This is a genomic window from Chitinophaga sp. HK235, assembly GCF_018255755.1.
Classification (GTDB): Bacteria; Bacteroidota; Bacteroidia; order Chitinophagales; family Chitinophagaceae; genus Chitinophaga.
In genome coordinates this window covers 4,486,279-4,510,025 of record NZ_CP073766.1, presented here as the reverse complement: position 1 = coordinate 4,510,025, position 23,747 = coordinate 4,486,279, and the positions used below count along the sequence as shown (strand labels likewise).

Here is a 23,747-nt window from a genome sequence, read left to right as displayed (position 1 = left end):
AGTAGATTTGTACTCATCCTTATATAAACAAACTTCAATTCTTGCCATATGAACAAAAGAGAATTCATAAAGCTGACCAGTCTTGCTGGTGTAGCTGCCCTCAGCGGCCCCCTCAGTAGTCTGGCCGTTCCCGTTACTACCGCGAAAACCAGCCTCAACGACCCTAAGGCACCCTTCGTTGTGCCTCCGCTGACTTACGCTTACGATGCTCTGGAACCATACATCGACAAAATGACTATGGAACTGCACCATGACAAACATCATGGCGCCTACGTTAAAAATCTGAATGATGCGGTGAATGGAACACCCTTCGCTTCCCTTACCCTGGAAGAAATTCTCCATAAGGTAACAGACAAAGACAAAGCAATCCGCAACAATGGTGGTGGTCACTACAACCACTCCCTGTTCTGGACATTACTGTCACCTAAAAAAACTACTCCCTCCGATAAACTGAAAGCTGCCATCAACAGCAACTTCGGCTCCTGGGAAAAATTCCAGGAAAAATTCAACGACGCCGCCAAAACCCAATTCGGCTCCGGATGGGCATGGCTCATCGTTAGCCCGGACAAAAAACTCTCCATCATCAACACCCCCAACCAGGATAACCCACTCATGCACAATATTGTTAAGGAAAAAGGTACGCCCATCCTCGCACTCGATGTCTGGGAACATGCCTACTACCTTAAATACCAGAACAGACGCCCTGATTATATCAACGCGTTCTGGAACGTGGTAAACTGGGATGAAGTGAATAAAAAACTATAACTGTGATGAGTTTTGATAAATACTGATGCTCCTGATGGAGCGAAAATAAAAGCGAAGAAGCCATTGATACTGATCAATGGCTTCTTCGCTTTTATTAAAGTTAAAATAATGTAATCTTCACTCCATCAGGAGCATCAGTATTTATCAAAATACATCATCGTTAAGATTTTCGTTTCATAAACACAAACCCGTTCTTTTCCCCGATCACTTCGAGATTGGGGTGATGTATGTACTCCTCACTATCTGTGATACGGCAGATGAAATACGCAGGCTTGTCTATCTGTCCATTGAGTAACCAGTCGGTATTATAATAGTTTTTATTGGCATGGGGTTGTTCCCGGGTGTAATAATGCTGGGCATAACTGTGATATCCCAATGCTTTTACGTACACATCTTTGCCTTGCATGGAGATAAAGAAATCTATGGCAGCGCCCTGTGAGTAACGTTCTATTTTAGGTACAAAATGTACGACTGTAACCTGTATCACCAGAATGGTACTCACAAAAAGACATATGAGGCCTTTGCTGATTTTTCGTTTGATCAGCAGGATGGCGCTGATGATCACCAGCAGCACATAGGCAAGACCGTAGCTGGCTTCAGCCGCGGACCAGGACACCTGTGCCTGCAGGTTAGCCACCGCAAACTTATCGCCGATGTAGGGGATGAGCATGTCTTTATATACACCTACCAGCGGCAGCAGTGCAATAGCAATGCCCAGCACAATACCGATAAACAGCAGCAGGGCAATATTCCAGCCACGCATCCGTACCCTGCCTTCCGCCAGTTTGTACACCTGGTTGGCCGCCAGGAAAGACAATGGAAAATAACAAAGGGAAGAATAGTGGACAATCTTGGTTTTTACGATGGAAAACAGGATCAGCACTACCCAGAAAAGTACCCACATCCACACCTTAAAGTCTTTTTGTTCGGTAGCGGCAGGTTGGTTATAAATCGATTTTTTCCTATCACGGATATAGGTAAAGAGGAAGATACTGGCAGGGAAACAGCCAATGATCAACACAATCCAGTGATAGAGGAAAGGGCCGCCATGACCCGCATCTTCAGTGGTGAGCAGGCGGATCTGGTAAGCCACAAACTCGTTGACAAACCACCAGCCATGGGCCAGTATTTCATAACCAAACCACAGCAGTGTGGTGATGGAAGCAAACAGAGCGATCAGTCCGAGATGCGCCAGTTTGATACCGATCCTGAACTTATTCCAAAGGAAATATACCAGCAGGGTCAGCATAGATACCAGTATGGCTACCGGACCTTTGGTGAGTACGGCCAGTCCCAGGAAAAAACCACTGAGTATGGCCATTCGGTATGACTTAGCGCTATGGGCGATACGATAGGCGAAATAGATCGCGAGGAAAATGAAGAAGTTGAAAGTGGGGTCGATAATACCCGATTTGAAATAGAAATGAGGAAGCCAGGAGCCGGCATACACCAGTGCCCACCACATACCCATTTTTTCGTCTACCAGTTTTTTGCCGATGGCAAATAAGCTGACCAGTGTGGCAATGCCAATGATGGCATTCGGCAAACGGGCAGCAAAATCGTTAACCCCAAAGAGTAACATACTACCGGTCTGCATCCATATAAACAGTGGTGGTTTCTCCCAGAATGGCCGGAAATCAATTTGTACCTGACTGTAGTTATGGCTGACAATCATCTCCCGGGCTGCTTCGGCAAAGTTTATCTCATCCCAGTCAAAAAGGTGAACAGCGCCCAGAAAAGGTATGAATAGCAGGCCCGCCACAAGGGCAATCAACAGGTATTTCATTATAACAGTTTATATAAAGTAAGCATTGGTTCGGTAGCAAAAAAAAAGAGCAAAGTCCGCAAAGGTGCTGATCTTTGCGAACTTTGCTCCTTTGAAAAACTTTGCGGGATTTACGCGGCGTTGGCGTTGACCATCGCTTCTGCACAAACTTCCGGAGAAGTGGCGGAATCACGGAACCTGAAGAAACCAAATACAATAATGGTGCTCAGGGTACCCACAATACTACCTACGTAAACATCTGCAAAGAAATGTTGTGCCAGGTAGATGCGGGAATATGCAGCCGTCAGTGCCAGTACAATAAACAGTAAGCCCAGCTTTTTATTGCGCAGGAATACTGAGAGAAAACTAAACATGGCAAAGGCTACAGCAGAGTGTCCGGAAGGAAAGCTGCAGCTGCTGTGTACAGTCACCCATTTAACGGTGTGTACCAGCGTGGCGGCTTCCTCTCCAAAATAGCTGATAGGCCTAGGTGCATTAAAATAATGTTTGGCTACCTGCACTACTGCAGCCGCCAAAAGGAATACTCCCAGTCCGATAAAAAATACCCTGAACTTCTGCATGATCAGCATCAGCAACAGGATTAAACCGAACATTATTCCATCACCGAGATAAGTGATCCCGGTAACAACAACATCACCAAACGCTGAGTGTTCTCCGTTGATACCAAGAAATAACTCACGTTGACTGTAGGTTGCCAGCATTACTCCTCCCACTATGATCCACAGTAGGAAGGGCAGAAAGAAATATGCATTCTTTCTGAACAGTGTATACAGCGTTTTCAATTCTGTAGGTTTTAAATTGTAGGTTGCTTTTTAGACTTAAATTTTTGCAAGAACTTTTTTACCTTCTGGTATATGCGAAAATAAAATTCTTTATTGAATAAGTTGGAATCATTCATGGCTTTATAAATTAAAAAGCCGGCAATTGGCAACAGCACAATATTCGAGAGCCACATACCCGACCACGTGAACATCACACCGCTGCGGGCCATCTTTTCCCCGATCATAAAAAAGATATTAAAGATCACAAAAAAGATCACGGCAAATACCAGTGGTGTTCCCAGCCCACCCTTACGGATAATGGAACCCAACGGTGCTCCAATGAGGAACATCACCACACAGGCTGCCGCGAGCGTGAACTTACGCTGCCATTCCACTTTATGCATTAATATAACGCTGTGTTTCTCAGAATATTCTTTGGTAGGGGCATCCAATGACCCCAAAGTTTCCCGGACACTTTGCTCAGCCCTCTCCAGTACGGCACGGCGGTTTTTTTCAGGAATGATGTTTTCAAAGTCCTTTACTTTCAGCGGAGGGGCAGTGGCTGCCCAGGCGCTGTCTTTCCAGCGGAAGAAAGGGAAACGTACCGTCACATAGGCGTTAACGGTTTTGCCGAAGATAGTTTGAGCTTTTTCCAGTGAATCGATAGCCACATCCAGCTGTTTGATGTTGAGCATCTGCTGGTTGGAGGCAAACAGATCCATGTTGAGACGGTTGAAGGCAAAAGAGCTCAGGTCAAAGGCTTTACTGTATTTTTTGAAGCCCAGGCGGATCATATCGCCGGGAACAGTGTAACCGCGGTTGCCTCTCTCTTCATAACGCCAGCCGTTTTCCAGGATAAAATACAGGAAACGTTTGTTGGCTGTGAGTACCATTTGTCCCTTTTCAGCGAGGATAACCTTATCTCCGCCACCAGACTGGTTGTCGAAGATCATCACCTGGTGAATGGTCTGGTTGTCTTTATCTTTCTGGGCCACCTTGATGGTATAGCCGGGAATATCGCGGTAGAAAACGCCGGCCTTGATATTGAAGGCTGGCTTGGAGTTGGTGATATCGTACAAGAGGGATTTGGCCTGCAGGTTGGCAACCGGGATCACATAGTTGGCAAACAGGAATGCCAGAAAGCCGATGAAGCTACACACCACCATCAGTGGCCGGATAAAGCGGAGCAGGGATATGCCGGACGATTTGAGGGCTACCAGCTCAAAACTTTCTCCGAGGTTACCGAAAGTCATGATGGAAGAGAGCAACACGGCCAACGGGAGGGCCAGGGTCACGAGCGTGGCGCTGGTATAGGCGATGAGCTGAATGATCACCACCGTGTCCAGTCCTTTTCCTACCAGGTCGTCTACATATTTCCAGAGGAACTGCATTACCAGTACAAAAAGCGTCACAAAGAAGGTCGCCACAAAGGGCCCCAGGAATGTTTTAATAATTAATTTATCGAGTTTCTTCACTGATAATGCCTGATTTTATTTTGATTGCCTCTCATCAAGTTCCCGCAAAGGAGCAGATGGAGCAGGGGCAAAGATAATCTTTCCGCTTCTTTGCTTACTTTGCTCCTGTGCCGGAGCACTTTATTTCTTTGCTCACCTTGCTTTTTTGCGAAGGTAAAGTTAGTATGATTTCACAAAGGAGTGTTAAAGCATACCTGAAAATACCGTTAAATTATATGGAAAATTTTTATTTGACAGCAGAAGAGGCGGAGATTGTTTTTTCGCCGAGAGTGATAGAATTGAAAAACAAGGCGATAGAGAAGGTGATGTTATTGATGGGCCGGTTACAACTGGCACTGGCGGCCTGGGATGCGGAGGCTGATTTTCCTTTTGAGGCAGCCTGGCTGCAGCAGGGGCCTAAAATTTCGAAGGGGGAGCAGTATAAGTCGCTGCCCTGGGTGATGCTGGATTATCCGCGGTATTTCAGCAAAACGGATGTCTTTGCCTTCCGGAGCATGTTCTGGTGGGGGCATTATTTCACCTGTACCCTGCACCTGGCGGGTACGGTCAAAAAGAGGTTCGAAGGATCACTGGCGGAGGCATATACACAACTGGCTGCTGCCGGGTTTAGCGTATACCTGCCGGAAGATGATCCCTGGGAACATGATTTTGAAGACGGACATTACCAAGCCATAGGCGATATGTGTTTTGAAGACTGGAAAAGGCTGGTCAGCCGGCAAAGTTTTATTAAACTGGCAAAACCGTTTGGACTGGAGCGTTGGGGAGAAGTTATCACGGACATAGTGGAAGCTTACGCCACCCTGCTTAATGTTCTGAACGTTAAAGAAGGAAGTTAGTTTCCGATGCGATGGAACAGATCTTTCACCTGAGATTCCCAAAGCTGACTCTGGTCTTTGATTTCTCTTTTATCGGCGAAGTCTTTTACAACCAAAATGGTCATATTGGTCACTTCTGAAATCTGTATCCGGAATTCAAAAAACTCTTCTTTCGGAGCATGGAGCCAGTGAAACCTGATAAATTCATCTTCTTCCTGTTCCAGTATTTCTGCTTCTTCAGAACTGCCATTCCAGGAAAAGGAAAACACATTGTCCCTGTAATCTACCTTGTCTGCAAACCATTCCTGCAAGCCTGCAGGGGTTGACAGGAATTCGTAAAGGATACCAGGGGAGCACCTAACCGGGAATTCCAACTCATAAAGCACTTTCTTAGACATCTCTCAAATAATTAGTAAATCAATATCATCTAGTTGCAATTATAGAAAATATTTTATTCTGTCAAAATAATTTACTGTTTTTTTTTAATTAATCTGAAGATTATATGGTCACTTTAACGTTTTCATAAATATTAAAACTATTAATAATGTAAAAAATGCATATATGGGAAATAACTGCGTTTTGCCGTATGGGCAGCGGGTTTCATGAAAAAATATTAAGCTCTTAAAGATCAATCGATTTTATTTGGAAATGATTTAAAAACGACAGATTTTTTTTGGTCGGCATCTAAAAAAAGTTATTTTTGTCAGGCATTCATCAAATCTTAACTTTTTCTTAACCTGTAACTGTTCCGACTCTATGTCAATGCGCCAACTTAAAATCACTAAGTCCATTACCAACAGGGAGTCTCAGTCCCTGGAGAAGTACCTGCAGGAGATTGGGAAAGTGGATTTAATTACGCCGGAAGAAGAGGTAAATCTCGCTATCCGTATCAAGCAAGGCGATCAGAGAGCGTTGGAAAAGCTGACAAAGGCTAACCTCCGCTTTGTGGTATCCGTTGCCAAACAGTATCAGAACCAGGGTCTGTCTCTCAGCGACCTGATCAACGAGGGTAACCTCGGGTTAATTAAAGCTGCCCAACGTTTTGATGAAACACGCGGTTTTAAATTCATTTCCTACGCCGTTTGGTGGATCCGTCAATCCATCCTCCAGGCACTGGCAGAACAGTCCAGGATCGTACGCCTGCCGCTCAACAAAGTAGGGCTCAGCAATAAGATCAGCAAGGCCTATTCCCAGCTGGAACAGGAATTTGAAAGAGAGCCTTCTCCTGATGAACTGGCTACCATTCTCGAAATCAACACCGACGAAGTAGAAGCTACCCTCGGTGTGGCCGCCCGTCACGTGTCTATGGACGCTCCTTTCATCGACGGAGAAGACAACTCCCTGCTGGACGTGCTCGAAAATCCGAATGCTGTCAGCGCCGATGAAGAACTGGATCACCACGATTCACTTCGCCGTGAAATTGAACGCTCCCTGTCCACCCTCACCGACCGTCAGAAAGATGTGATCATGCTGTACTTCGGCATCGCCGTAGAACACCCTATGTCACTCGAAGACATCGGCGAAAAATTTGGCCTCACCCGCGAAAGGGTACGCCAGATCAAGGATAAAGCTATCACCAAACTCAGGACCACTTCCAGAAGCAAACTGCTCCGGAACTACCTGGGATAAGTATTATTACGAATTAGGTTTTGTTGGATATAAACGCTTTGGCGGAGACAGGAGCAGCAACGCTCCCTGTCTCCGCTTTTTTTTGCCTGACCGGTTTATCTGGGTAACAGGCTATCAGCGCCGGAATAACTATCTTAGCATTTATCACGCAAAAACAATACTTTTGCAGTCCGTTTAAAATATCAACAATGTTTGAATCATTATCAGAGAGATTAGATTCCGCGTTTAAGCAGCTTAAAGGGGAAGGACGTATCAGTGAGATCAATATTGCCTCCACCGTTAAGGAAATCCGCCGTGCACTGGTGGATGCGGACGTGAACTATAAAATAGCCAAGGAATTTACTGATAAAGTAAAAGACAAAGCCCTCGGTGAGAAGGTACTGACCGCCATCTCTCCCGGACAGCTCATGGTAAAGATCGTGAAAGACGAACTGGCCGAGCTGATGGGTGGCACTGAGGCAGAAATTGATATCAAAACAAACCCTTCCATTATACTCATCGCTGGTTTGCAAGGTTCCGGTAAAACCACCTTCTCCGGTAAACTGGCCAACTTCCTCAAAACCAAAAAAGGTAAAAAACCTTTGCTGGTAGCAGCCGATATCTATCGTCCTGCTGCGATCGATCAGCTGAAAGTGCTGGGCGAACAGATAGGCGTGGAGGTGTATAATGAGCCAGAGAATAAAAACGCCGTGCAGATCGCCGAAAACGCGGTCAAACACGCCAAAGCCAATGGCAATAACATCATCATCATCGATACCGCCGGCCGTCTGGCCGTTGATGAGGTGATGATGACCGAAGTGGCCAACGTGAAAAATGCCGTTAAGCCACAGGAAATACTGTTCGTAGTAGACTCTATGACCGGCCAGGACGCGGTGAATACCGCCAAAGCGTTTAACGACCGCCTGGACTTCACCGGTGTGGTACTCACCAAACTGGACGGTGATACCCGCGGTGGTGCGGCCCTGACCATCCGTTACACCGTGACCAAACCGATCAAGTTTGTGAGCATGGGTGAAAAAATGGATACCCTCGACGTGTTCTACCCCGAACGTATGGCTCAGCGTATCCTCGGCATGGGTGATATCACTACCCTGGTAGAACGTGCACAGGCACAGTTCGATGAGGAACAGGCCAAAAAGCTCGAAAAGAAGATCCGTCAGAACCAGTTCGATTTTGATGACTTCCGCGAACAGCTGCAGCAGATCAAAAAAATGGGTAACCTGAAAGATCTGATGGGCATGATCCCCGGCGTAGGCAAAGCCATCAAGGACATTGACATCAGCGACGACGCCTTTAAAGGCATCGAAGCCATGATCAACTCCATGACACCGGATGAGCGCGGTAATCCTGACCTCATCGATGGTAGCCGCCGCAAACGCATCGCCAAAGGTGCCGGAAAAAATATCCAGGACGTAAACCAGTTCATGAAACAGTTTGACCAGATGCGTCAGATGATGAAAATGATGAATAAGTTTGGTGCTGGCGGTCGTGGCCTGAAAGGAATGGTGCGTTAACAGGCCCCCCGGAAATTTTTTTTGGAAATTTCAATTAAGAGGTTACATTTGCATCCCTAAATAAACAATATTTCCTAACTCGCAAAAAATAACTCGACTTATTTATGCCAGTAAAAATCAGACTGCAGAGACATGGCGCGAAGAAAAGGCCTTTCTATTTTATCGTAGTAGCCGACGCACGCGCTCCCAGAGATGGTAAATTCATTCAGAAAATCGGTACTTACAATCCTTTGACTGTACCTGCTTCCATCAACATCGATACTGAAAAAGCATTGCGTTGGTTGCAGAAAGGTGCACAACCTACCGACACTGTAAGAAGAATCCTCTCTTTCAAAGGTGTATTGTATTTGAAACACCTGTTAAGAGGTGTTACGCTGAACCTGTTCGACGAGCCTACTGCTTACCAGAAGTTTGCACAATGGCAAGCTGAGCACGAACAGAAAGTATCTGCCCGCCGTGACGGTCACAGAAAAGCAAGAATTGCTGCTCCGATCGTTAGAAAGGTAGAAGATACCCCTGCTGCTCCATCCGCAGAAGGAGAAGGTAACGAAGCATAAAACGGCAACGTTTTAACAATACCTGAAAAAGGAAATATTTGCAACCGCAAATATTTCCTTTTTTAATTTCATGACAGGGCCCTCTCATTAAGATGAATAATTATTTCAGTATAGGAAAACTGGTGTCAACGCACGGACTGCAGGGAGAGTTGCTCCTGAGGCACAGCCTGGGTAAAAGATCTTCCCTGAAAGGGGTGACCGCCATCTTCCTCGAAGAACGGAAAAACAGCTTTATCCCGTATTTCCTGCAGCAGGTGACTGTTAAAGACGGAGAACATGTGTATATCCGCCTGGAAGGCATAGATACCAAGGAAGCGGCTCAGAAACTGATGCCCGGCCAGGTATACCTCCAGGAAGAGGATTTTAAGGCGCAAACAGCTTCTTCTGCCCCGCTGGCGTTACTTGGCTTCACGGTTGAAGACGCGCAGCACGGCACGCTCGGTACAGTGGAAGAAGTCATTGAAATGCCTATGCAGGTGCTCGTAAAGGTGCATATCCAGGGTAAAGAGGCGTTGCTGCCCGTCAATGAGCAGTCACTCGTGAAAGTGGACCGGAAAAACCAGGTGGTACACCTGGACCTCCCGGAAGGGCTCGTTGAATTATACACAAACATGTAGCAAGAAATTTATGCGAATAGATATCATCACAGTATTGCCTGAGCTGCTGGAGAGTCCGCTTTCCCATTCCATTATGAAGCGGGCACAGGCAAAAGGACTGCTGGAAGTACATGTACATCCCCTGCGGGCCTATTCCAACCTGAAGCACAACCAGGTAGATGATTACCAGTTTGGCGGCGGCGCCGGCATGGTGATGATGCTGGAACCGATTGTGAATGCCATCGAGTCTCTACAGGCCAAAGTACAGTACGACGAGATCATTTACCTGACTCCTGATGGAGAAACGCTGAACCAGCAGATGGCCAACAAATTATCGATGAAGGGTAACCTGCTGATGCTGTGCGGCCACTACAAAGGGATAGACCAGCGTATCCGGGATCACTTCATTACCAAAGAGATTTCTATTGGTGATTATGTGCTTTCCGGTGGTGAGCTGGGAGCAGCAGTGCTGGTAGATGCTATCGGAAGGCTGTTGCCAGGTGTACTCAACGATGAGACCAGTGCGCTGACCGATTCCTTCCAGGACAACCTGCTGGCGCCTCCGGTATATACCAGGCCCGTAGATTTCCGGGGATGGAAGGTGCCGGACATTTTATTGAGCGGTGATCATAAAAAAATTGAAGAATGGCGGCATCAGCAATCGGTAGAAAGAACCCAGACACGCCGTCCGGACTTGTTGTAATTTAATAGTTTAGAAATGTAATTAATGGTTATACCAGGTTATCCACATAGGTATCTTGAAAAATGCCCGATATTTTCTTGATATTTTCCAGACTTAATTTGGTAAATGCCATTTCTTGTTTTACTTTTGCACTCCCATAAATATTTGAAAGATGAACGCAATTTCGTTTGTTCACGAACAACTGACAGCTAAAAAACAGTACCCTAAGTTTAAAGCAGGCGACAACGTCACTGTCAATTATAAAATCGTGGAAGGTAATAAAGAAAGGATTCAGTCCTTTAAAGGTGATGTAGTGAAAATCCAGGGTACAGGGTTTACTGCGTCTTTCACTGTTAGAAAAATTTCTGACGGCATTGGTGTGGAAAGGCTGTTCCCGCTTTACTCTCCTCATATCGACGGCATCGTGCTGAACAAAGTGGGTAAAGTAAGAAGAGCGAAACTTTTCTACCTGCGTGAGCGCGCTGGTAAGAAAGCCCGTATCAAAGAAAAAAGGGTTTAGTATAAAATACAGGGAAATTAGTTACAGGCGGGACCGTGATGGTTCCGCCTTTTTTCGTTCCTACCAGTCTTCAACCGGTCTTAAAATGGAATTAAAATCTCCGCCTTTAACAAACCCGACGGGTGAAAAAGCGGATTTTATGAGTTACCTTTGTTAGCATCGTAGAAAACTTAAACAAACAACTTTTGAGAAGATGACTGCTGTTTTTGTAAAATCATCATTTTTGATTCTCCAGGATATTGGGATGTCTGAACTGCTGCTGATAGCCATCGTGGTTTTACTGCTGTTTGGTGGTAAAAAAATACCCGAATTAATGCGGGGACTGGGTAAAGGCATCCGTGAGTTCAATGACGCCAAAAACAATGTGCGCCAGGAAATAGAGGAAGGTATGAGAGAAAAACCTGTGCAACCATCCACTACTGATACAACTAAGCCAACTGATGCGCAGCACAACGCCTAACCTGGCGGTATCCCTGTAGAGGGAATTATCCTGAATTAATATTTTAACTGGTTTAGCTTTGACTGAATACAGCAGTATAGCTTCATTTCATAGAGCATTATACGCCGGCAGTACAAGCTGTACGGAGAGAGTACGTTTTTACCTCGACCGTATAGCACAGTTAAAACACCTGAATGCCTTCCTGGAAGTATATGAGGAGGAGGCGCTGGTAAAAGCGCAGAAACTGGATGAACGCCTTAAAAACGGTCAGCCGGTTGGCGTTTTAGCCGGAGTAGTGATAGGTATTAAAGATGTAATCTGTTATAAAGGCCATAATGTGAGTGCCGCTTCCAGGATACTGGAAGGGTTTACATCACTTTTTTCCGCCACAGCTGTGGAAAGACTGCTGGCAGCGGATGCGATTATTATTGGTAATCTTAACTGCGACGAGTTTGCAATGGGATCTACCAATGAGAACTCCGCTTATGGTCCCACGCTGAACGCGCTGGACAATACCCGGGTTCCGGGTGGTTCTTCAGGAGGCTCAGCAGTAGCTGTACAGGCAGACCTTTGTCAGGTTAGCCTGGGTAGCGACACCGGCGGTTCTGTCCGCCAACCAGCTGATTTTTGCGGCATAATCGGGCTTAAACCCACCTATGGCCGTATTTCACGTCACGGGCTCATCGCCTATGCCTCTTCTTTTGATCAGATAGGCATTTTTGGCAAGGAAATTGACGATGTGGCCAGTGTTCTGCAAGTGATGGCAGGACCTGATGAGTTCGATAGTACAGCGGCTCAACAAGAAGTTCCCGACTACCTGCAAAATCTGTCACACAATAAAAGTTACAGGTTGGCGTATTTAAGAGATGCCCAGTACCATGAAGGATTGGATGTTGAAATGAGAGGTGGTTATATCGATCTTTTTGAAAGCCTCGTAACTGCCGGACACACCGTAACTGGTAAAGGCTTTGATTATCTTGACTATGTGGTTCCCGCCTATTATGTGCTGACAACAGCGGAGGCATCCTCTAATTTGTCCCGCTATGATGGTGTCAGATTTGGGCATAGAACCAACGAAAAGAATCTAGACCTGACCGATTTTTACAAAAAAAACAGATCGGAAGGGTTTGGTAAAGAAGTAAAACGTCGTATATTACTGGGGACTTTTGTGCTGAGTGCAGGTTATTACGACGCATATTATACGAAGGCACAACAAGTCAGGAGATTAGTTACCGAAAAACTGAATGAGATTCTGGAAGAATTCGACGCTATTTTAATGCCAACTGTACCGTCGACAGCCTTTAAATTAGGGGAAAAAACAAAAGACCCGATTGCTATGTACCTGGCAGATATTTATACGGTACTGGCCAATCTTGCAGGGGTCCCGGCCATTTCAGTGCCGTTGGGCCGGCATTCAAACGGAATGCCATACGGTGTACAGATCATCACAAAGAAGTTTGACGAAGCAGCCCTGTTGCAAATTGCCCATCAAGTGATGGCAACGGAAAGGGCTTCGATTGTTTAAAATAAATTGTATGAGAAAAATCTTTTTACTATTGCTGTTGCCAGCATTGAGTTTAGGAAGTGTGGATGTTATGGGTAGCAACAGCGTACCTAAAGAGACTGCGTCTCCATTGGTCTCGCGTGACACTACAGTATCGAAATTTCGCAAGGTGCACTTGCCGAAGGATAGTTTAGTGCCTTCTCCAACCACCATGGCGGTGAAAAAAGCCGCCCAGAGCCTGCCTAATAATATTCGCAGTGCTAAAGTATATGAGCAGATCAATAACAACCTGGTTGCCGGTTATGTAAACAACTATGCTACCCGGTATAGCCAGCATCTGCAGACCATGATCGAAAGAGGTCAGCCTTATTTCTCCATGGTAGAAAAAATCTTCCGTGAGCACGGTATTCCGGAAGAAATGAAATATCTCGCCGTAATTGAATCCAGCTTTAATACCAACGCTCGTTCCAGAGTAGGGGCTGTAGGTGCATGGCAGTTTATGGCCGGTACCGCCCGTATCCTTGGTCTGAACGTTGGAAAAAGAGTAGACGAAAGAAAAGATTTCTACAAGTCTACCCTGGCTGCCGCTCAGTACCTCAACCAGCTATATAACCAGTTTGGTGACTGGCTCCTGGTAGTGGCTGCCTACAACTGTGGCCCAGGTGGAGTACAACGTGCTATGAAAGCCAGCGGCCGCGAAGATTTCTGGGGTATGCAGTATTTCCTGCCCGCAGAATCCCGTAACCACGTGTATAAATTTATTGCTACCGGTTACATCCTCGACAGATTCAACAACTTCTTCGGTGTGAGCGATGACATGGCTCCTGTAGCTGAAAACACCAGCACAGCAGCGGCTGCTCCTACTGCCAGAGGTCCTCTGACAGAAGATGAAATCTTCTCCAGTGTGGAAATCAACGTTACCGGTAAATACAGACTGGAGGCTATCGCCAAAAAACTGGATATGCCCCTGGGCGAACTGGAAAGATTTAATCCTGGTTTTGCCAAAGCAATGTCCAGCGCTGAAAACAACTACGACCTGCGCATCCCGAAAGATAAGATGAAGCAGTTCATGGCTGAGAAAGGCGAAATCCTGAAGGAGTCTGTACAGCTGACACTGGATGATAAAGCAACAGGTGTAGACAAATCCAAATTCCCGGCACCTGCTAAAATAGCGGCTGAGGGAGTAGCACCTGCTAAAAAAGCCGGCACCAGTGCTAAAAAATCCAGCAGCAAAAAACATACAGCTGCTAAAAAACATTCCAAAAAGAAAACTGCTCATAAAAAGTAGTTCCTCTTCATAAAAAAGAAAAACCCGTGTCAGCTTTGCCGGCACGGGTTTTTTCTTTTTATGGCCCGTTTATTTCGGGCAGTAAAGCTGTATGTTATACGGCCAGCATTCCCTTCTTCTTTTCACTAAGCGCCACCAGATCGAGCAGGGGCCCGGTCATGAAGGTGGTGGCCAGTGCCATCAGTACCATCATCGCAAAGATGCTTGGAGAGAGGATACCCAGATCGTAGCCGATATTGAGCACCACCAGTTCCATCAGGCCGCGGGTGTTCATCAGCGCGCCAATTGCCACGGATTGCCGCCAGGACTGGCCCATGAGCCGGGCAGTAAAAGTGCTGCCGCCGAACTTACCGGCTACGGCTACCAGCATGATCAAGCCACATACGGTCCACAAATGACTTTCATTCAGCAAGCCTATCTGTGTTCTAAGGCCAGTGTACACAAAAAATATCGGTAGCAGCAATAATACGCTGACATCTTCCAGTTTATCTGTGAGCAGTTGTTTAATATCGGTCTGCTGTGGCATGATCACTCCCGCAAGGAAAGCACCAAACAAGGCATGGATGCCTATTACTTCGGTTGTCAGGGCCGACAGCAGTAAGGTGAAGAAAACCACGGAAACGGCCGCTTTCTGGCGATTTCCGGCTATATGTCTGCTGATGGTACGGTTTAGCCAGGGACGTACCAGCCACAGCATGGCTCCTACAAAGAGAATGGCCAGCACAATGGTGACGAGTGCACTAACAAAACCGCCTGCTTTTACAATGGCCACCACTATTGCCAGGATACACCAGGCAGTAACATCATCGGCTGCTGCACAGGTAATGGCCAGCGTGCCCAGCGGTGTCCCGGTCAGTTTTCTTTCCTGTACGATACGGGCCAGTACCGGGAAGGCGGTAATACTCATGGCGATGCCCATAAACAGTGCAAAGGCCAGAAAGCTAACCCCTGCAGGCGCAAAGCTGGTAAAGAGATAATAGGCCAGCGATACGCCCAGAAAAAAGGGCACTATAATACTGGCATGACTGATCATTACCGCATCGTGTGCTTTGTTCCTGATTTTGCTGATATCCAGCTCCATTCCCACGATAAACATGAAAAAGGCCAGACCTATCTGACTGAGGAACTGTAAATTCTTCATGGAGTCAGCGGGGAAGAGGAAAGCGGAAAATGATGGCATGGTCCAGCCCAGCAGAGAAGGACCCAGCAATACCCCGGCGATGATTTCACCTACTACTGACGGTTGTTTTACCTTGTTGGCCAGTATACCAAATGCGCGTGCCACCACCATGATCAGGATAATCTGCAGCAACAAAAGGCTTAGCGGGTGCTTGAAGTTATCGAGATATTGCCACCAGGAGTTGTCCGGTGTGGCTTGTGAAGCATGGGTGACAGTTGCCACAGGGGCTTCTGTCTGTTTCACAGGCAACAGCTGTCCTTGTTGCAGGATTACCCAAATCAATATCCCAAACAGGCCTATGATGACGGGGTAGAGGAGAAGGCGCTTTTTCATAAGTGATTTATAGAAAGTAAAATACGGATTTGCAAGGGAGCATTGATCCTCACAAATCCGTAATTATCGTTTAGATGACTGTAATCAGATAGCTGCGATGCCTGGCAGTGTTTTTCCTTCGAAAAACTCCAGCATGGCGCCACCACCAGTGGATACGTAGCTTACTTTTTCTGCCAGTCCGAACTGGTTGACAGCTGCAACGGAGTCACCGCCACCAACAAGAGAGAAGGAGCCCTGGGCAGTGGCAGCTACGATAGCATCAGCCACTCCTTTGGTACCTTTCTGAAAGGCTTCCATTTCAAAAACGCCCATTGGTCCGTTCCACAGAATGGTTTTGGATTGCTGGATTGTTTTGCCAAACAGTTCAACGCTTTCAGGACCTACGTCGAGGCCCATCCATCCGGCAGGGATGTTATCGTTGGAAACTACTTGTGTTGCGGCATCGGGAGCAAATTTGTCGGCAGCGACGGAGTCAACAGGCAGGATGAGTTTTACATTTTTGGTTTTGGCTTTATCGAGCAGTTCGTTGGCCAGGTCCAGTTTATCATTTTCACAGAGGGAGTTACCGATTTCCTTGCCCTGGGCTTTGAGGAAAGTGTAAGCCATACCACCACCAATGATGATGTTGTTGGCGCGCTCCATCAGTGTTTCGATGATGAGAATTTTATCGCTCACTTTAGCGCCACCGAGGATAGCGGTGAAAGGCGCTTCAGCGTTGTTGAGTACTTTTTCAGCGTTGGTTACTTCTGCTTCCATGAGGAGCCCGAACATGCGGTCAGGTCTGGAGAAGTACTGTGCGATGATGGCTGTGGAGGCGTGTGCACGGTGAGCGGTGCCAAAGGCATCGTTTACGTATACATTGCCCAGTTTGGAGAGTTCTTCAGCGAAGGAAGGATCACCTTTCTCTTCCGCTTTGTGGAAGCGCAGGTTTTCGAGCAGCAGCACTTCACCCATTTGCAGGTCTGCAGCGGCTTTCTTGGCTACAGGGCCTACGCAGTCGGTTGCAAACTTAACAGTGGTGCCACCCAGCAGGGAGATGAGGTGATATACAAGATGTCTTAAAGAATATTTATCGCTGGGACCATCTTTCGGACGGCCGAGGTGGGACATAAGTATTACGGCACCACCGTCTTTCAGGATTTTTTTGATGGTGGGAACGGCAGCCCTCATACGGGTGTCGTCAGTAATTTCGAACTTGTCGTTCAGGGGAACGTTGAAATCCACACGGACCAGGGCTTTGCGGCCATTGAAGTTATAGTCGGAGAATTTGCTCATAAATAGCGATTTAAAGAAAGGGTTTATGCCATAAAAAAACCGCGGACCAACAGCACAAAGCAAGTTTCAACCAAAAGTGACTTGGCATATCTGCTGCTATGGTGTAGTTGTTCCGCGGAATGTAAAAAAGTATCCCGACAGGGTATGCCGGGAATACTGTCTGATTATTTGCTGATCAGACCGGCGAAGTACCTTACAGTACGTACCAGCTGAGAAACATAACTCATTTCGTTATCGTACCAGGAAACGGTTTTAACCATTTGATGATCGCCAACAGTCATTACTTTTGTCTGTGTAGCATCGAACAGGGAACCGTAGTGGATACCGATGACATCAGAGCTTACAATTTCATCTTCAGTATAACCGAAAGATTCGTTGGAAGCTGCTTTCATAGCTGCATTGATTTCTTCTGCAGTTACTTTTTTGTTCAGTATAGTAGTCAGTTCGGTGAGGGAACCAGTGATGGTTGGTACACGTTGAGCGTTACCATCCAGTTTACCTTTCAGTTCAGGCAATACCAGGCCGATTGCTTTTGCAGCACCGGTACTGTTAGGTACGATGTTGGCAGCAGCAGCACGGGCACGGCGCAGGTCACCTTTAGGATGCGGAGCATCGAGGGTGTTCTGGTCGTTGGTGTAGGCGTGAATAGTAGTCATTAAGCCGGTAGTGATACCGTAGTTGTCCTGCAGTACTTTAGCCATAGGAGCCAGGCAGTTGGTGGTGCAGGAAGCGCAGGAGATAACAGTCTCGCTGCCATCCAGGAGATGGTGGTTTACATTGAAAACGATCGTTTTCAGATCACCGGTAGCCGGAGCGGAAATTACAACTCTCTTGGCGCCAGCAGTGATGTGGGCGGAAGCTTTGTCTTTATCAGTAAAGAATCCGGTACACTCGATCACAACATCAATACCATGGTCTTTCCAGGGAATCTGGGACGGATCTTTCTGTGCATATATCTTCACATCTTCACCGTTCACATTAATTGCGTTCTCAGAATGTTTAACTTCTGCATCAAACCTACCCTGTGCTGAATCATATTTCAGCAAATGCGCCAGCACAGTAGGGCTGGTGAGATCATTGATAGCAACCACATCAATGCCGGGCATTTTGTAAATCTGGCGGTACACCAAACGACCAATGCGGCCGAAACCATTAATACCAATTTTGAGAGTAGTTCCCATTTTTCGTCATGATTTGAGTATGAAAAAATCGAGAGCGAATTTACAATCTATACCCCTATTATTCAATATATTTTTAGGTTATGAAAATATTTTTTGGAAATATCAAACAAGGTTGTACATTTGCAATCCCAAAACGATACGCCGCGTTGGTCAAGGGGTTAAGACGCCTCCCTTTCACGGAGGAATCACGGGTTCGATTCCCGTACGTGGTACGAAGAAAAGGGCAGAAGCAGTAATGTTTCTGCCCTTTTTGTTTTAAGTACCTGTAAGGCAGTAATTTATATCATCAATTGCACATCTTCCCCCAACAGCCTTATCCGGACAATCTACAAATCACTATTTTTAGGCATTATTGAAAACCATCGGTCATTATGAAACGCAGAAAGCTGCTCAAAGATGTCTTTAACCTGCACCCGCTCCGTCGTATCCTGATCAGCCTCAGCCTGACACTGGGAACAGCTGCTATACTCATGCTCAACCATGTTCAGCTGAGCACGCTGGTATTTTATATGCTGCTATGGGACGTATTTGCCATCTCCTACATCACCACCGGCTGGATCGTTTTCTTTAAACGATCTGTGACAGATATCCGCAACTGGGCCCGTATAGACGATGGCAGTCGTATCTTTGTAACCATCATCCTGTTACTGGCCTCCTTTGCCAGTATGGTCACCATTGTATTACTGATGGTTTCAGGCCAGGAAAAAGAGGGAACCTACCTGCCCGTAGCTATCATTGGCATACTGTCATCATGGGCCATGGTACATACCACCTACAGCTTCCATTATGCCGACCTCTACTACGATGATGATGTGGCCGATAAAAGCCGTCACGTCGGTGGACTCGACTTCCCTGATGAAAAACATCCCGACTATCTCGATTTCGCTTATTTCTCTTTTGTGATAGGCATGACCTTCCAGGTTTCTGATGTACAGATCTCCAACCGCATTCTCCGCCGTTCCGTACTGGTACACGGATTGTTGTCTTATATCCTCAATACTTTTGTAGTGGCTTTAACCATCAATCTGATTGCAGGACTTAAACATTAGTGAGGTGTTGTTTATCATCTCCGGAAAAAAAAAGTAAAAAAGTTTGAAGAAAAATTTTGTGGAATAAAACTTATTCCTATCTTTGCAATCCCAAAACGGAAACGCCGCGTTGGTCAAGGGGTTAAGACGCCTCCCTTTCACGGAGGAATCACGGGTTCGATTCCCGTACGTGGTACAAAAGCCTTCGAATTTTTCGAAGGCTTTTTTTATGCCTGTTAGTGTAGAAAAACAAATCAATACAAATAAGCAGCTGTATGTGTAGGCAGCGCTAACTACCTCGTCTTTCCGATAAGCTGCCTGATGGCGGCCAAATGTGCGAATAACACAACCTGCACAATAAAAGCCGGCAACCAGCTAAAAGGAAAATAAAATATGGCAAAGTTGGGTTGGTCAAAAGCAAACTTTTGAAAGGGAGTAGGCGCGGAAAGAATTGCATTGACCACTATATTAAGCAATAACCCCAAAGCAACCAATTGCCAGATAAGTACCGCCTGCCGGTTTAGTTTTCCTTTCTGCAGTCCATAATAGGCCACAAACGGGGCTGTTATACCGGCAAGGATATCAAAATTTCTTCCTTCAAAGGTCATTAACTGCGGGATGGCTTTGTTTAAGGATAGCCACCACAGCACAATTTCCACCGGTATTCTCACCACATGAAGATAGGTCAGACTTGTCAACGGCAGGCTGTCTATGAATGCCCGTCCACCAGCGGTGAGAAACAGGGATATTATCGTTATAATAGCAGGTAAAACACCCCATAACAGGATCCTGGGCGGCATAGCATCTGTTGCTGTAAAAACACCCGTTATTGCCAATATCCCCTGCAACGCCAGCCACAGCATCAGACAGATAAGAATAAGCACAGATCTTTTACGCACGATGGCTGCTGTTGATGCTTTCACCGCCATGTAAAACAGCAGCAATGTAGCGATGGTTGTCAGTATAAAAACCAACGGGATATAGGATGGTAGTTGTGCTATCATTTCAACTTGTTTTGTGGGGTCCGGGGAAGATATTGTAATGTATAACTTAATTCACTATCAGACAATGATCGTTTGGGTATATATCCTTTCTGTTAATAATGAGGGCTATTCAGCCTCAGCATTTTATAGAAATATAGTAACATTTAGTACATTTAACGGGCATCCGCATTTTTCCATATTGCCATGATCCACAAACTTATTCAGGTTATTACACCACAACGGTATCCTACAGTCAGGCACCTGTATTGTCTGTTGTGTCTGATCATCATGGCCGGTACTGCAATTGGACAGCAGACAAATCTCTCTTATCATTTCAGGCATCTGGACATCAGCACCGGACTTGCCAGCAATCACGTTTCAGCTATTCTGCAGGACCGTAAAGGGTTTATCTGGATTGCCAGCACCGCCCTGCAACGGTATGATGGTACCAACCTGGTCACCATGGCCAATTTCGACCGCGTACCCGGTTCCATCTACTACGATGATATCTGCCTTTGTGAAGATAACCGTGGCCGTATATGGATGGGTACCCCTGATAATATTCGTGTATACGACCCTGTTACCACCCTTATCAAAACACTTAAAGTAGCCAACAGGGCAGAACTGCCGGAAGGACTCCAATGCAGTAATATCATCCAGGACCACGCCGGTGTAATGTGGGCGACTACCCGTGATGGCCTCATGCGATTTGATGAAGCCACCTTTAGCTTCCACAAAGCAGCCGGCATACCCGAAACAGACCGGCTGCAGATGCAGGACGGCCTCATGGAAGATGAAGCCGGCAATCTGTGGATAAGCGGTCAGGAACATCTCTATATCCTGGACCGTGATCGTAAGCAGTTATTTACACCCGATCATAATCCCCAACGTTTACGCATACTCGATATCCGTAACAGCTTCAAAAAAATATACACCGATGCCAATCATCAGATATGGCTGGCCGGAAGGGGCGGAATCCTCTATCACTATGATCAGCTGAAAAACACACTGAAAGAACATCATTTTATCGCTCCCGATACCAAACATTATCCTGCTGCACAACAACAAACAGACCCTATTTTTGACGTATTGGCCGATGGAGACAACCGGCTGTGGGTAGCTACGGAAAAAGGAGGGATCTTCCGCTTTAATGAAGCAACCCGGCAGTTTGATGTGAACATTACCAGTAATAATGCAGACGAGCGTGGTTTTCATTATGACTATGAAGCCAACTGTATGCTGAGCGACCGGGAAGGTCACCTGTGGATAGGTACGGATCGTGGTATCAATATCCTCAGCATGCACAATACTTCCTTCCGCATGTTTGATCATCGTACCCCATTCATCAAAACAAAGGAACGGCTGCCCGCCGCAGAGGTGACCGGCATTTTTCAGGGGAGTAACGGTGACATATATGTGGGATACTGGGGGAAAGGCTTCAGCAGGCTGTCTTCTCAATTACAACTACTGGGCAACTACTTCCACAGCGGCGACAGCACTACCTCCATCCCTGAAGAACGGGGACTGGTATGGAGTTTTGCCGAGCTGAAAGATGGGACTATCCTGGTGGGTCAGGAGAATGGAACGCTTTCTCTGTTTAACCCTGCCACCGGCCGGTTTACCCGGCATCTCAATCCACCGGCATTATATAAGCAAACCCTGCTTCGTATGCTGGTACAGGATACAATGGTGTGGATAGGATTGTATAAACGTGGCCTTGCCAGCTGGAACCCACGCACTAACCAGTTTGTACATTACCACGAGATTACTGATTCCCTGAAACGCCCGCTTTCCGTGATGCAGATTGTTGCCGAAAAAGATTCCCTGTTATGGCTGGGCTCCAGCAGTGGAGGCCTGATTCTGTTTGACCCGCGCTCCCGGCGGATCGTGGACAGGCAGACTTTTGAATGGGATAAACATATTTACAACAACGTCACCTCACTGGTAAGATACAACGATAGTACGCTGCTGGCCGGCACAGACCACGGGCTATGGGTCTACAATACTAACCGTGATACCTATACGCCTGTTAAGATCAACGGAAAGCTTTTTGATGAATGGGTGCTGAGCATCCGGGAAGATATTCCGGGAAAGGTATGGTTTACTACTCCTTATGGTTTTTACCGCCTTACACTGCCTGATAAACTGGAAACATTTACCCAGAATGATGATATCATCGACAATACCCGGAAAGTGCGCCGCCGCATCACCTGGCTCAAAGACGGAAGGCTCCTGGTAGGTGCATCCGATCATTTTGTGGTATTTGAACCCGACAAGCTGGAAGTGGCGCCACCACCACCTGATGTGACCATCGTAAATATGAAAGCACTGGACAGCACGGTGCTGATTGAGGAAGCACGGCGGGATGGCAAGCCGGTAGAGTTGAACCACCGGCAGAATTTTATCGGGGTAGAGTTTAAAAGCTTGTTGTACCATCACGAAAAGATCCGTTACTATTACCAGCTGGAAGGCCTCGATGAAAACTGGGTGAGCGCTGAAAGCATACTGGTGGCCAAATATACCAACCTGGCGCCCGGACATTACACTTTCCGCGTGAGGGCTGTTAATACTGCAGGTACTTTCTCCAGACATATCAGCGAGCTGAAAATCTTTATACGGCCTGCTTTCTGGCAAACTTCGTGGTTCCGGTTATTGTGTCTGCTCACCGCAATTGCGCTGGTATATCTGTATTTTAAACTGCGTATCACCTCTGTAAAGAAAGAAGCCCGCGAAAGGGCCGCCATCCAGCAACAGATGGCACAGCTGGAAATGAAAGCCCTGCGTGCGCAGATGAACCCGCATTTTATCTTTAATGCACTCAATTCCATACAGACATTTATGATGAAAAGCGAAACAGAACAGGCATTGTCTTACCTGGCCCGTTTCGCAAGGCTTATCCGTAATGTGCTTGACAATTCCCAACTGAACAATATCCCGGTTTCCAAAGAGGTAAATATGCTGACCAATTACCTGGAACTGGAAAAATTACGTTTCACCGATCAGTTTGAATACCAATTTATCATCGACCCTACGCTGGAGCTCGATCTGGTGGAGATTCCAACCATGATACTGCAGCCCTTTGTGGAAAATGCCATCTGGCATGGTATTCTGCACACCCGTACAAAGGGTAAGATCACCATCACGTTTTCCAGAAAGGAAGACAGGGTATTGTGTAGTGTGGAAGACAACGGGGTGGGGAGAGAAAAATCTGCTGCTCTGCGGAAGATGGAGAAACAGCATTACTCGCGTGGTCTGCAGATCACGCGTGACCGGCTTCAGTTGTATAACAGCCGTTTTAATGTAGATGCCAGCTTTGATATTGAAGACCTGACAGATGAAGCCGGCAACCCGACAGGAACGAGGGTAAATATATGCTTCCCCTATGTAGAGGAATAATTAATAAAAAAGCGAAGTGCTAAAAACACTTCGCTTTTTT

General features: G+C 46.5%; 21 protein-coding genes and 2 tRNA genes. 15 read left to right on the top strand and 8 right to left on the bottom strand.

Annotated elements, in window-relative coordinates; all coding sequences use genetic code 11:
• Positions 1–48 precede the first annotated feature (48 nt).
• Positions 49–765: a superoxide dismutase gene (locus KD145_RS16455; protein ID WP_211999963.1), complete on the top strand. Its 717-nt coding sequence runs from the start codon at positions 49–51 to the stop codon at positions 763–765.
• 160 nt (positions 766–925) lie between these two features.
• On the opposite strand, the gene KD145_RS16450 is transcribed toward KD145_RS16455, so the two are convergent.
• The 3 genes from KD145_RS16450 to KD145_RS16440 all read right to left on the bottom strand — a co-directional run bounded on the left by KD145_RS16450 (position 926) and on the right by KD145_RS16440 (position 4,787).
• On the bottom strand, positions 926–2,551 hold the full coding sequence (locus KD145_RS16450; protein ID WP_211999961.1) for a glycosyltransferase family 39 protein: 1,626 nt from the start codon (positions 2,549–2,551) through the stop codon (positions 926–928).
• 110 nt (positions 2,552–2,661) lie between these two features.
• The gene (locus KD145_RS16445; protein WP_211999960.1) at positions 2,662–3,333 is read right to left on the bottom strand and encodes a phosphatase PAP2 family protein; all 672 of its coding nucleotides are present in this window, start codon (positions 3,331–3,333) and stop codon (positions 2,662–2,664) included.
• An 11-nt stretch (positions 3,334–3,344) separates the two neighbouring features.
• The gene (locus tag KD145_RS16440; RefSeq protein WP_211999959.1) at positions 3,345–4,787 is read right to left on the bottom strand and encodes an LptF/LptG family permease; all 1,443 of its coding nucleotides are present in this window, start codon (positions 4,785–4,787) and stop codon (positions 3,345–3,347) included.
• A gap of 215 nt (positions 4,788–5,002) precedes the next feature.
• Between KD145_RS16440 and KD145_RS16435 the strand changes: the two genes are divergently transcribed.
• Positions 5,003–5,623: a hypothetical protein gene (locus KD145_RS16435; protein ID WP_211999952.1), complete on the top strand. Its 621-nt coding sequence runs from the start codon at positions 5,003–5,005 to the stop codon at positions 5,621–5,623.
• Here the strand turns inward: KD145_RS16435 and KD145_RS16430 are convergent.
• Complete coding sequence (locus KD145_RS16430; protein ID WP_211999950.1) at positions 5,620–6,000, bottom strand: START-like domain-containing protein; 381 nt, start codon at positions 5,998–6,000, stop codon at positions 5,620–5,622. The genes KD145_RS16435 and KD145_RS16430 overlap by 4 nt on opposite strands.
• 364 nt (positions 6,001–6,364) lie before the next feature.
• On the opposite strand from KD145_RS16430, the gene KD145_RS16425 reads away from it, so the two are divergent.
• From KD145_RS16425 to KD145_RS16385, 9 genes are all read left to right on the top strand, one after another.
• Positions 6,365–7,231, top strand: a complete 867-nt coding sequence (locus KD145_RS16425; protein ID WP_078670220.1) for an RNA polymerase sigma factor RpoD/SigA — start codon at positions 6,365–6,367, stop codon at positions 7,229–7,231.
• A 188-nt stretch (positions 7,232–7,419) separates the two neighbouring features.
• A complete protein-coding gene (ffh, locus tag KD145_RS16420; protein WP_211999949.1) occupies positions 7,420–8,745 on the top strand; it encodes a signal recognition particle protein in 1,326 nt (441 codons plus the stop codon).
• 104 nt (positions 8,746–8,849) lie between these two features.
• Positions 8,850–9,302: a 30S ribosomal protein S16 gene (rpsP, locus tag KD145_RS32535; protein ID WP_113616687.1), complete on the top strand. Its 453-nt coding sequence runs from the start codon at positions 8,850–8,852 to the stop codon at positions 9,300–9,302.
• A 92-nt stretch (positions 9,303–9,394) separates the two neighbouring features.
• Entirely contained in the window at positions 9,395–9,919 is a 525-nt protein-coding gene (gene rimM / locus KD145_RS16410; RefSeq protein WP_211999945.1) for a ribosome maturation factor RimM, read from the top strand.
• 10 nt (positions 9,920–9,929) lie between these two features.
• Complete coding sequence (gene trmD, locus KD145_RS16405) at positions 9,930–10,601, top strand: tRNA (guanosine(37)-N1)-methyltransferase TrmD (protein WP_211999944.1); 672 nt, start codon at positions 9,930–9,932, stop codon at positions 10,599–10,601.
• Between the two features lie 151 nt (positions 10,602–10,752).
• On the top strand, positions 10,753–11,100 hold the full coding sequence (rplS, locus tag KD145_RS16400) for a 50S ribosomal protein L19 (RefSeq protein ID WP_113616690.1): 348 nt from the start codon (positions 10,753–10,755) through the stop codon (positions 11,098–11,100).
• A gap of 223 nt (positions 11,101–11,323) precedes the next feature.
• A complete protein-coding gene (locus KD145_RS16395) occupies positions 11,324–11,560 on the top strand; it encodes a twin-arginine translocase TatA/TatE family subunit (RefSeq protein ID WP_249219389.1) in 237 nt (78 codons plus the stop codon).
• Between the two features lie 58 nt (positions 11,561–11,618).
• Positions 11,619–13,064 (top strand): Asp-tRNA(Asn)/Glu-tRNA(Gln) amidotransferase subunit GatA, encoded by a 1,446-nt coding sequence (gene gatA, locus KD145_RS16390; protein ID WP_211999941.1) that lies wholly within the window; start codon positions 11,619–11,621, stop codon positions 13,062–13,064.
• Positions 13,065–13,074: 10 nt separating this feature from the next.
• Positions 13,075–14,331, top strand: coding sequence for a lytic transglycosylase domain-containing protein (locus KD145_RS16385; protein ID WP_211999939.1), 1,257 nt, complete (start codon positions 13,075–13,077; stop codon positions 14,329–14,331).
• Between the two features lie 94 nt (positions 14,332–14,425).
• Here the strand turns inward: KD145_RS16385 and KD145_RS16380 are convergent, their stop codons facing one another.
• From KD145_RS16380 to gap, 3 genes are all read right to left on the bottom strand, one after another.
• Positions 14,426–15,844 (bottom strand): cation:proton antiporter, encoded by a 1,419-nt coding sequence (locus tag KD145_RS16380; RefSeq protein WP_211999938.1) that lies wholly within the window; start codon positions 15,842–15,844, stop codon positions 14,426–14,428.
• A gap of 84 nt (positions 15,845–15,928) precedes the next feature.
• A complete protein-coding gene (pgk, locus tag KD145_RS16375; protein ID WP_211999937.1) occupies positions 15,929–17,119 on the bottom strand; it encodes a phosphoglycerate kinase in 1,191 nt (396 codons plus the stop codon).
• A gap of 164 nt (positions 17,120–17,283) precedes the next feature.
• Complete coding sequence (gap, locus tag KD145_RS16370; RefSeq protein ID WP_211999935.1) at positions 17,284–18,300, bottom strand: type I glyceraldehyde-3-phosphate dehydrogenase; 1,017 nt, start codon at positions 18,298–18,300, stop codon at positions 17,284–17,286.
• A 140-nt stretch (positions 18,301–18,440) separates the two neighbouring features.
• Here gap and KD145_RS16365 point away from each other — a divergent pair.
• The 3 genes from KD145_RS16365 to KD145_RS16355 all read left to right on the top strand — a co-directional run bounded on the left by KD145_RS16365 (position 18,441) and on the right by KD145_RS16355 (position 19,524).
• Positions 18,441–18,512 (top strand) — tRNA-Glu (locus KD145_RS16365).
• Between the two features lie 159 nt (positions 18,513–18,671).
• Complete coding sequence (locus tag KD145_RS16360) at positions 18,672–19,349, top strand: DUF1345 domain-containing protein (protein WP_249219387.1); 678 nt, start codon at positions 18,672–18,674, stop codon at positions 19,347–19,349.
• A 103-nt stretch (positions 19,350–19,452) separates the two neighbouring features.
• Positions 19,453–19,524: transfer RNA gene (locus tag KD145_RS16355), tRNA-Glu, on the top strand.
• A 97-nt stretch (positions 19,525–19,621) separates the two neighbouring features.
• Here KD145_RS16355 and KD145_RS16350 read toward each other — a convergent pair.
• Positions 19,622–20,332 (bottom strand): hypothetical protein, encoded by a 711-nt coding sequence (locus KD145_RS16350; RefSeq protein ID WP_211999933.1) that lies wholly within the window; start codon positions 20,330–20,332, stop codon positions 19,622–19,624.
• Positions 20,333–20,515: 183 nt separating this feature from the next.
• Between KD145_RS16350 and KD145_RS16345 the strand changes: the two genes are divergently transcribed.
• Positions 20,516–23,707 (top strand): sensor histidine kinase, encoded by a 3,192-nt coding sequence (locus KD145_RS16345; protein WP_211999931.1) that lies wholly within the window; start codon positions 20,516–20,518, stop codon positions 23,705–23,707.
• The last annotated feature ends 40 nt before the right edge of the window (positions 23,708–23,747 follow it).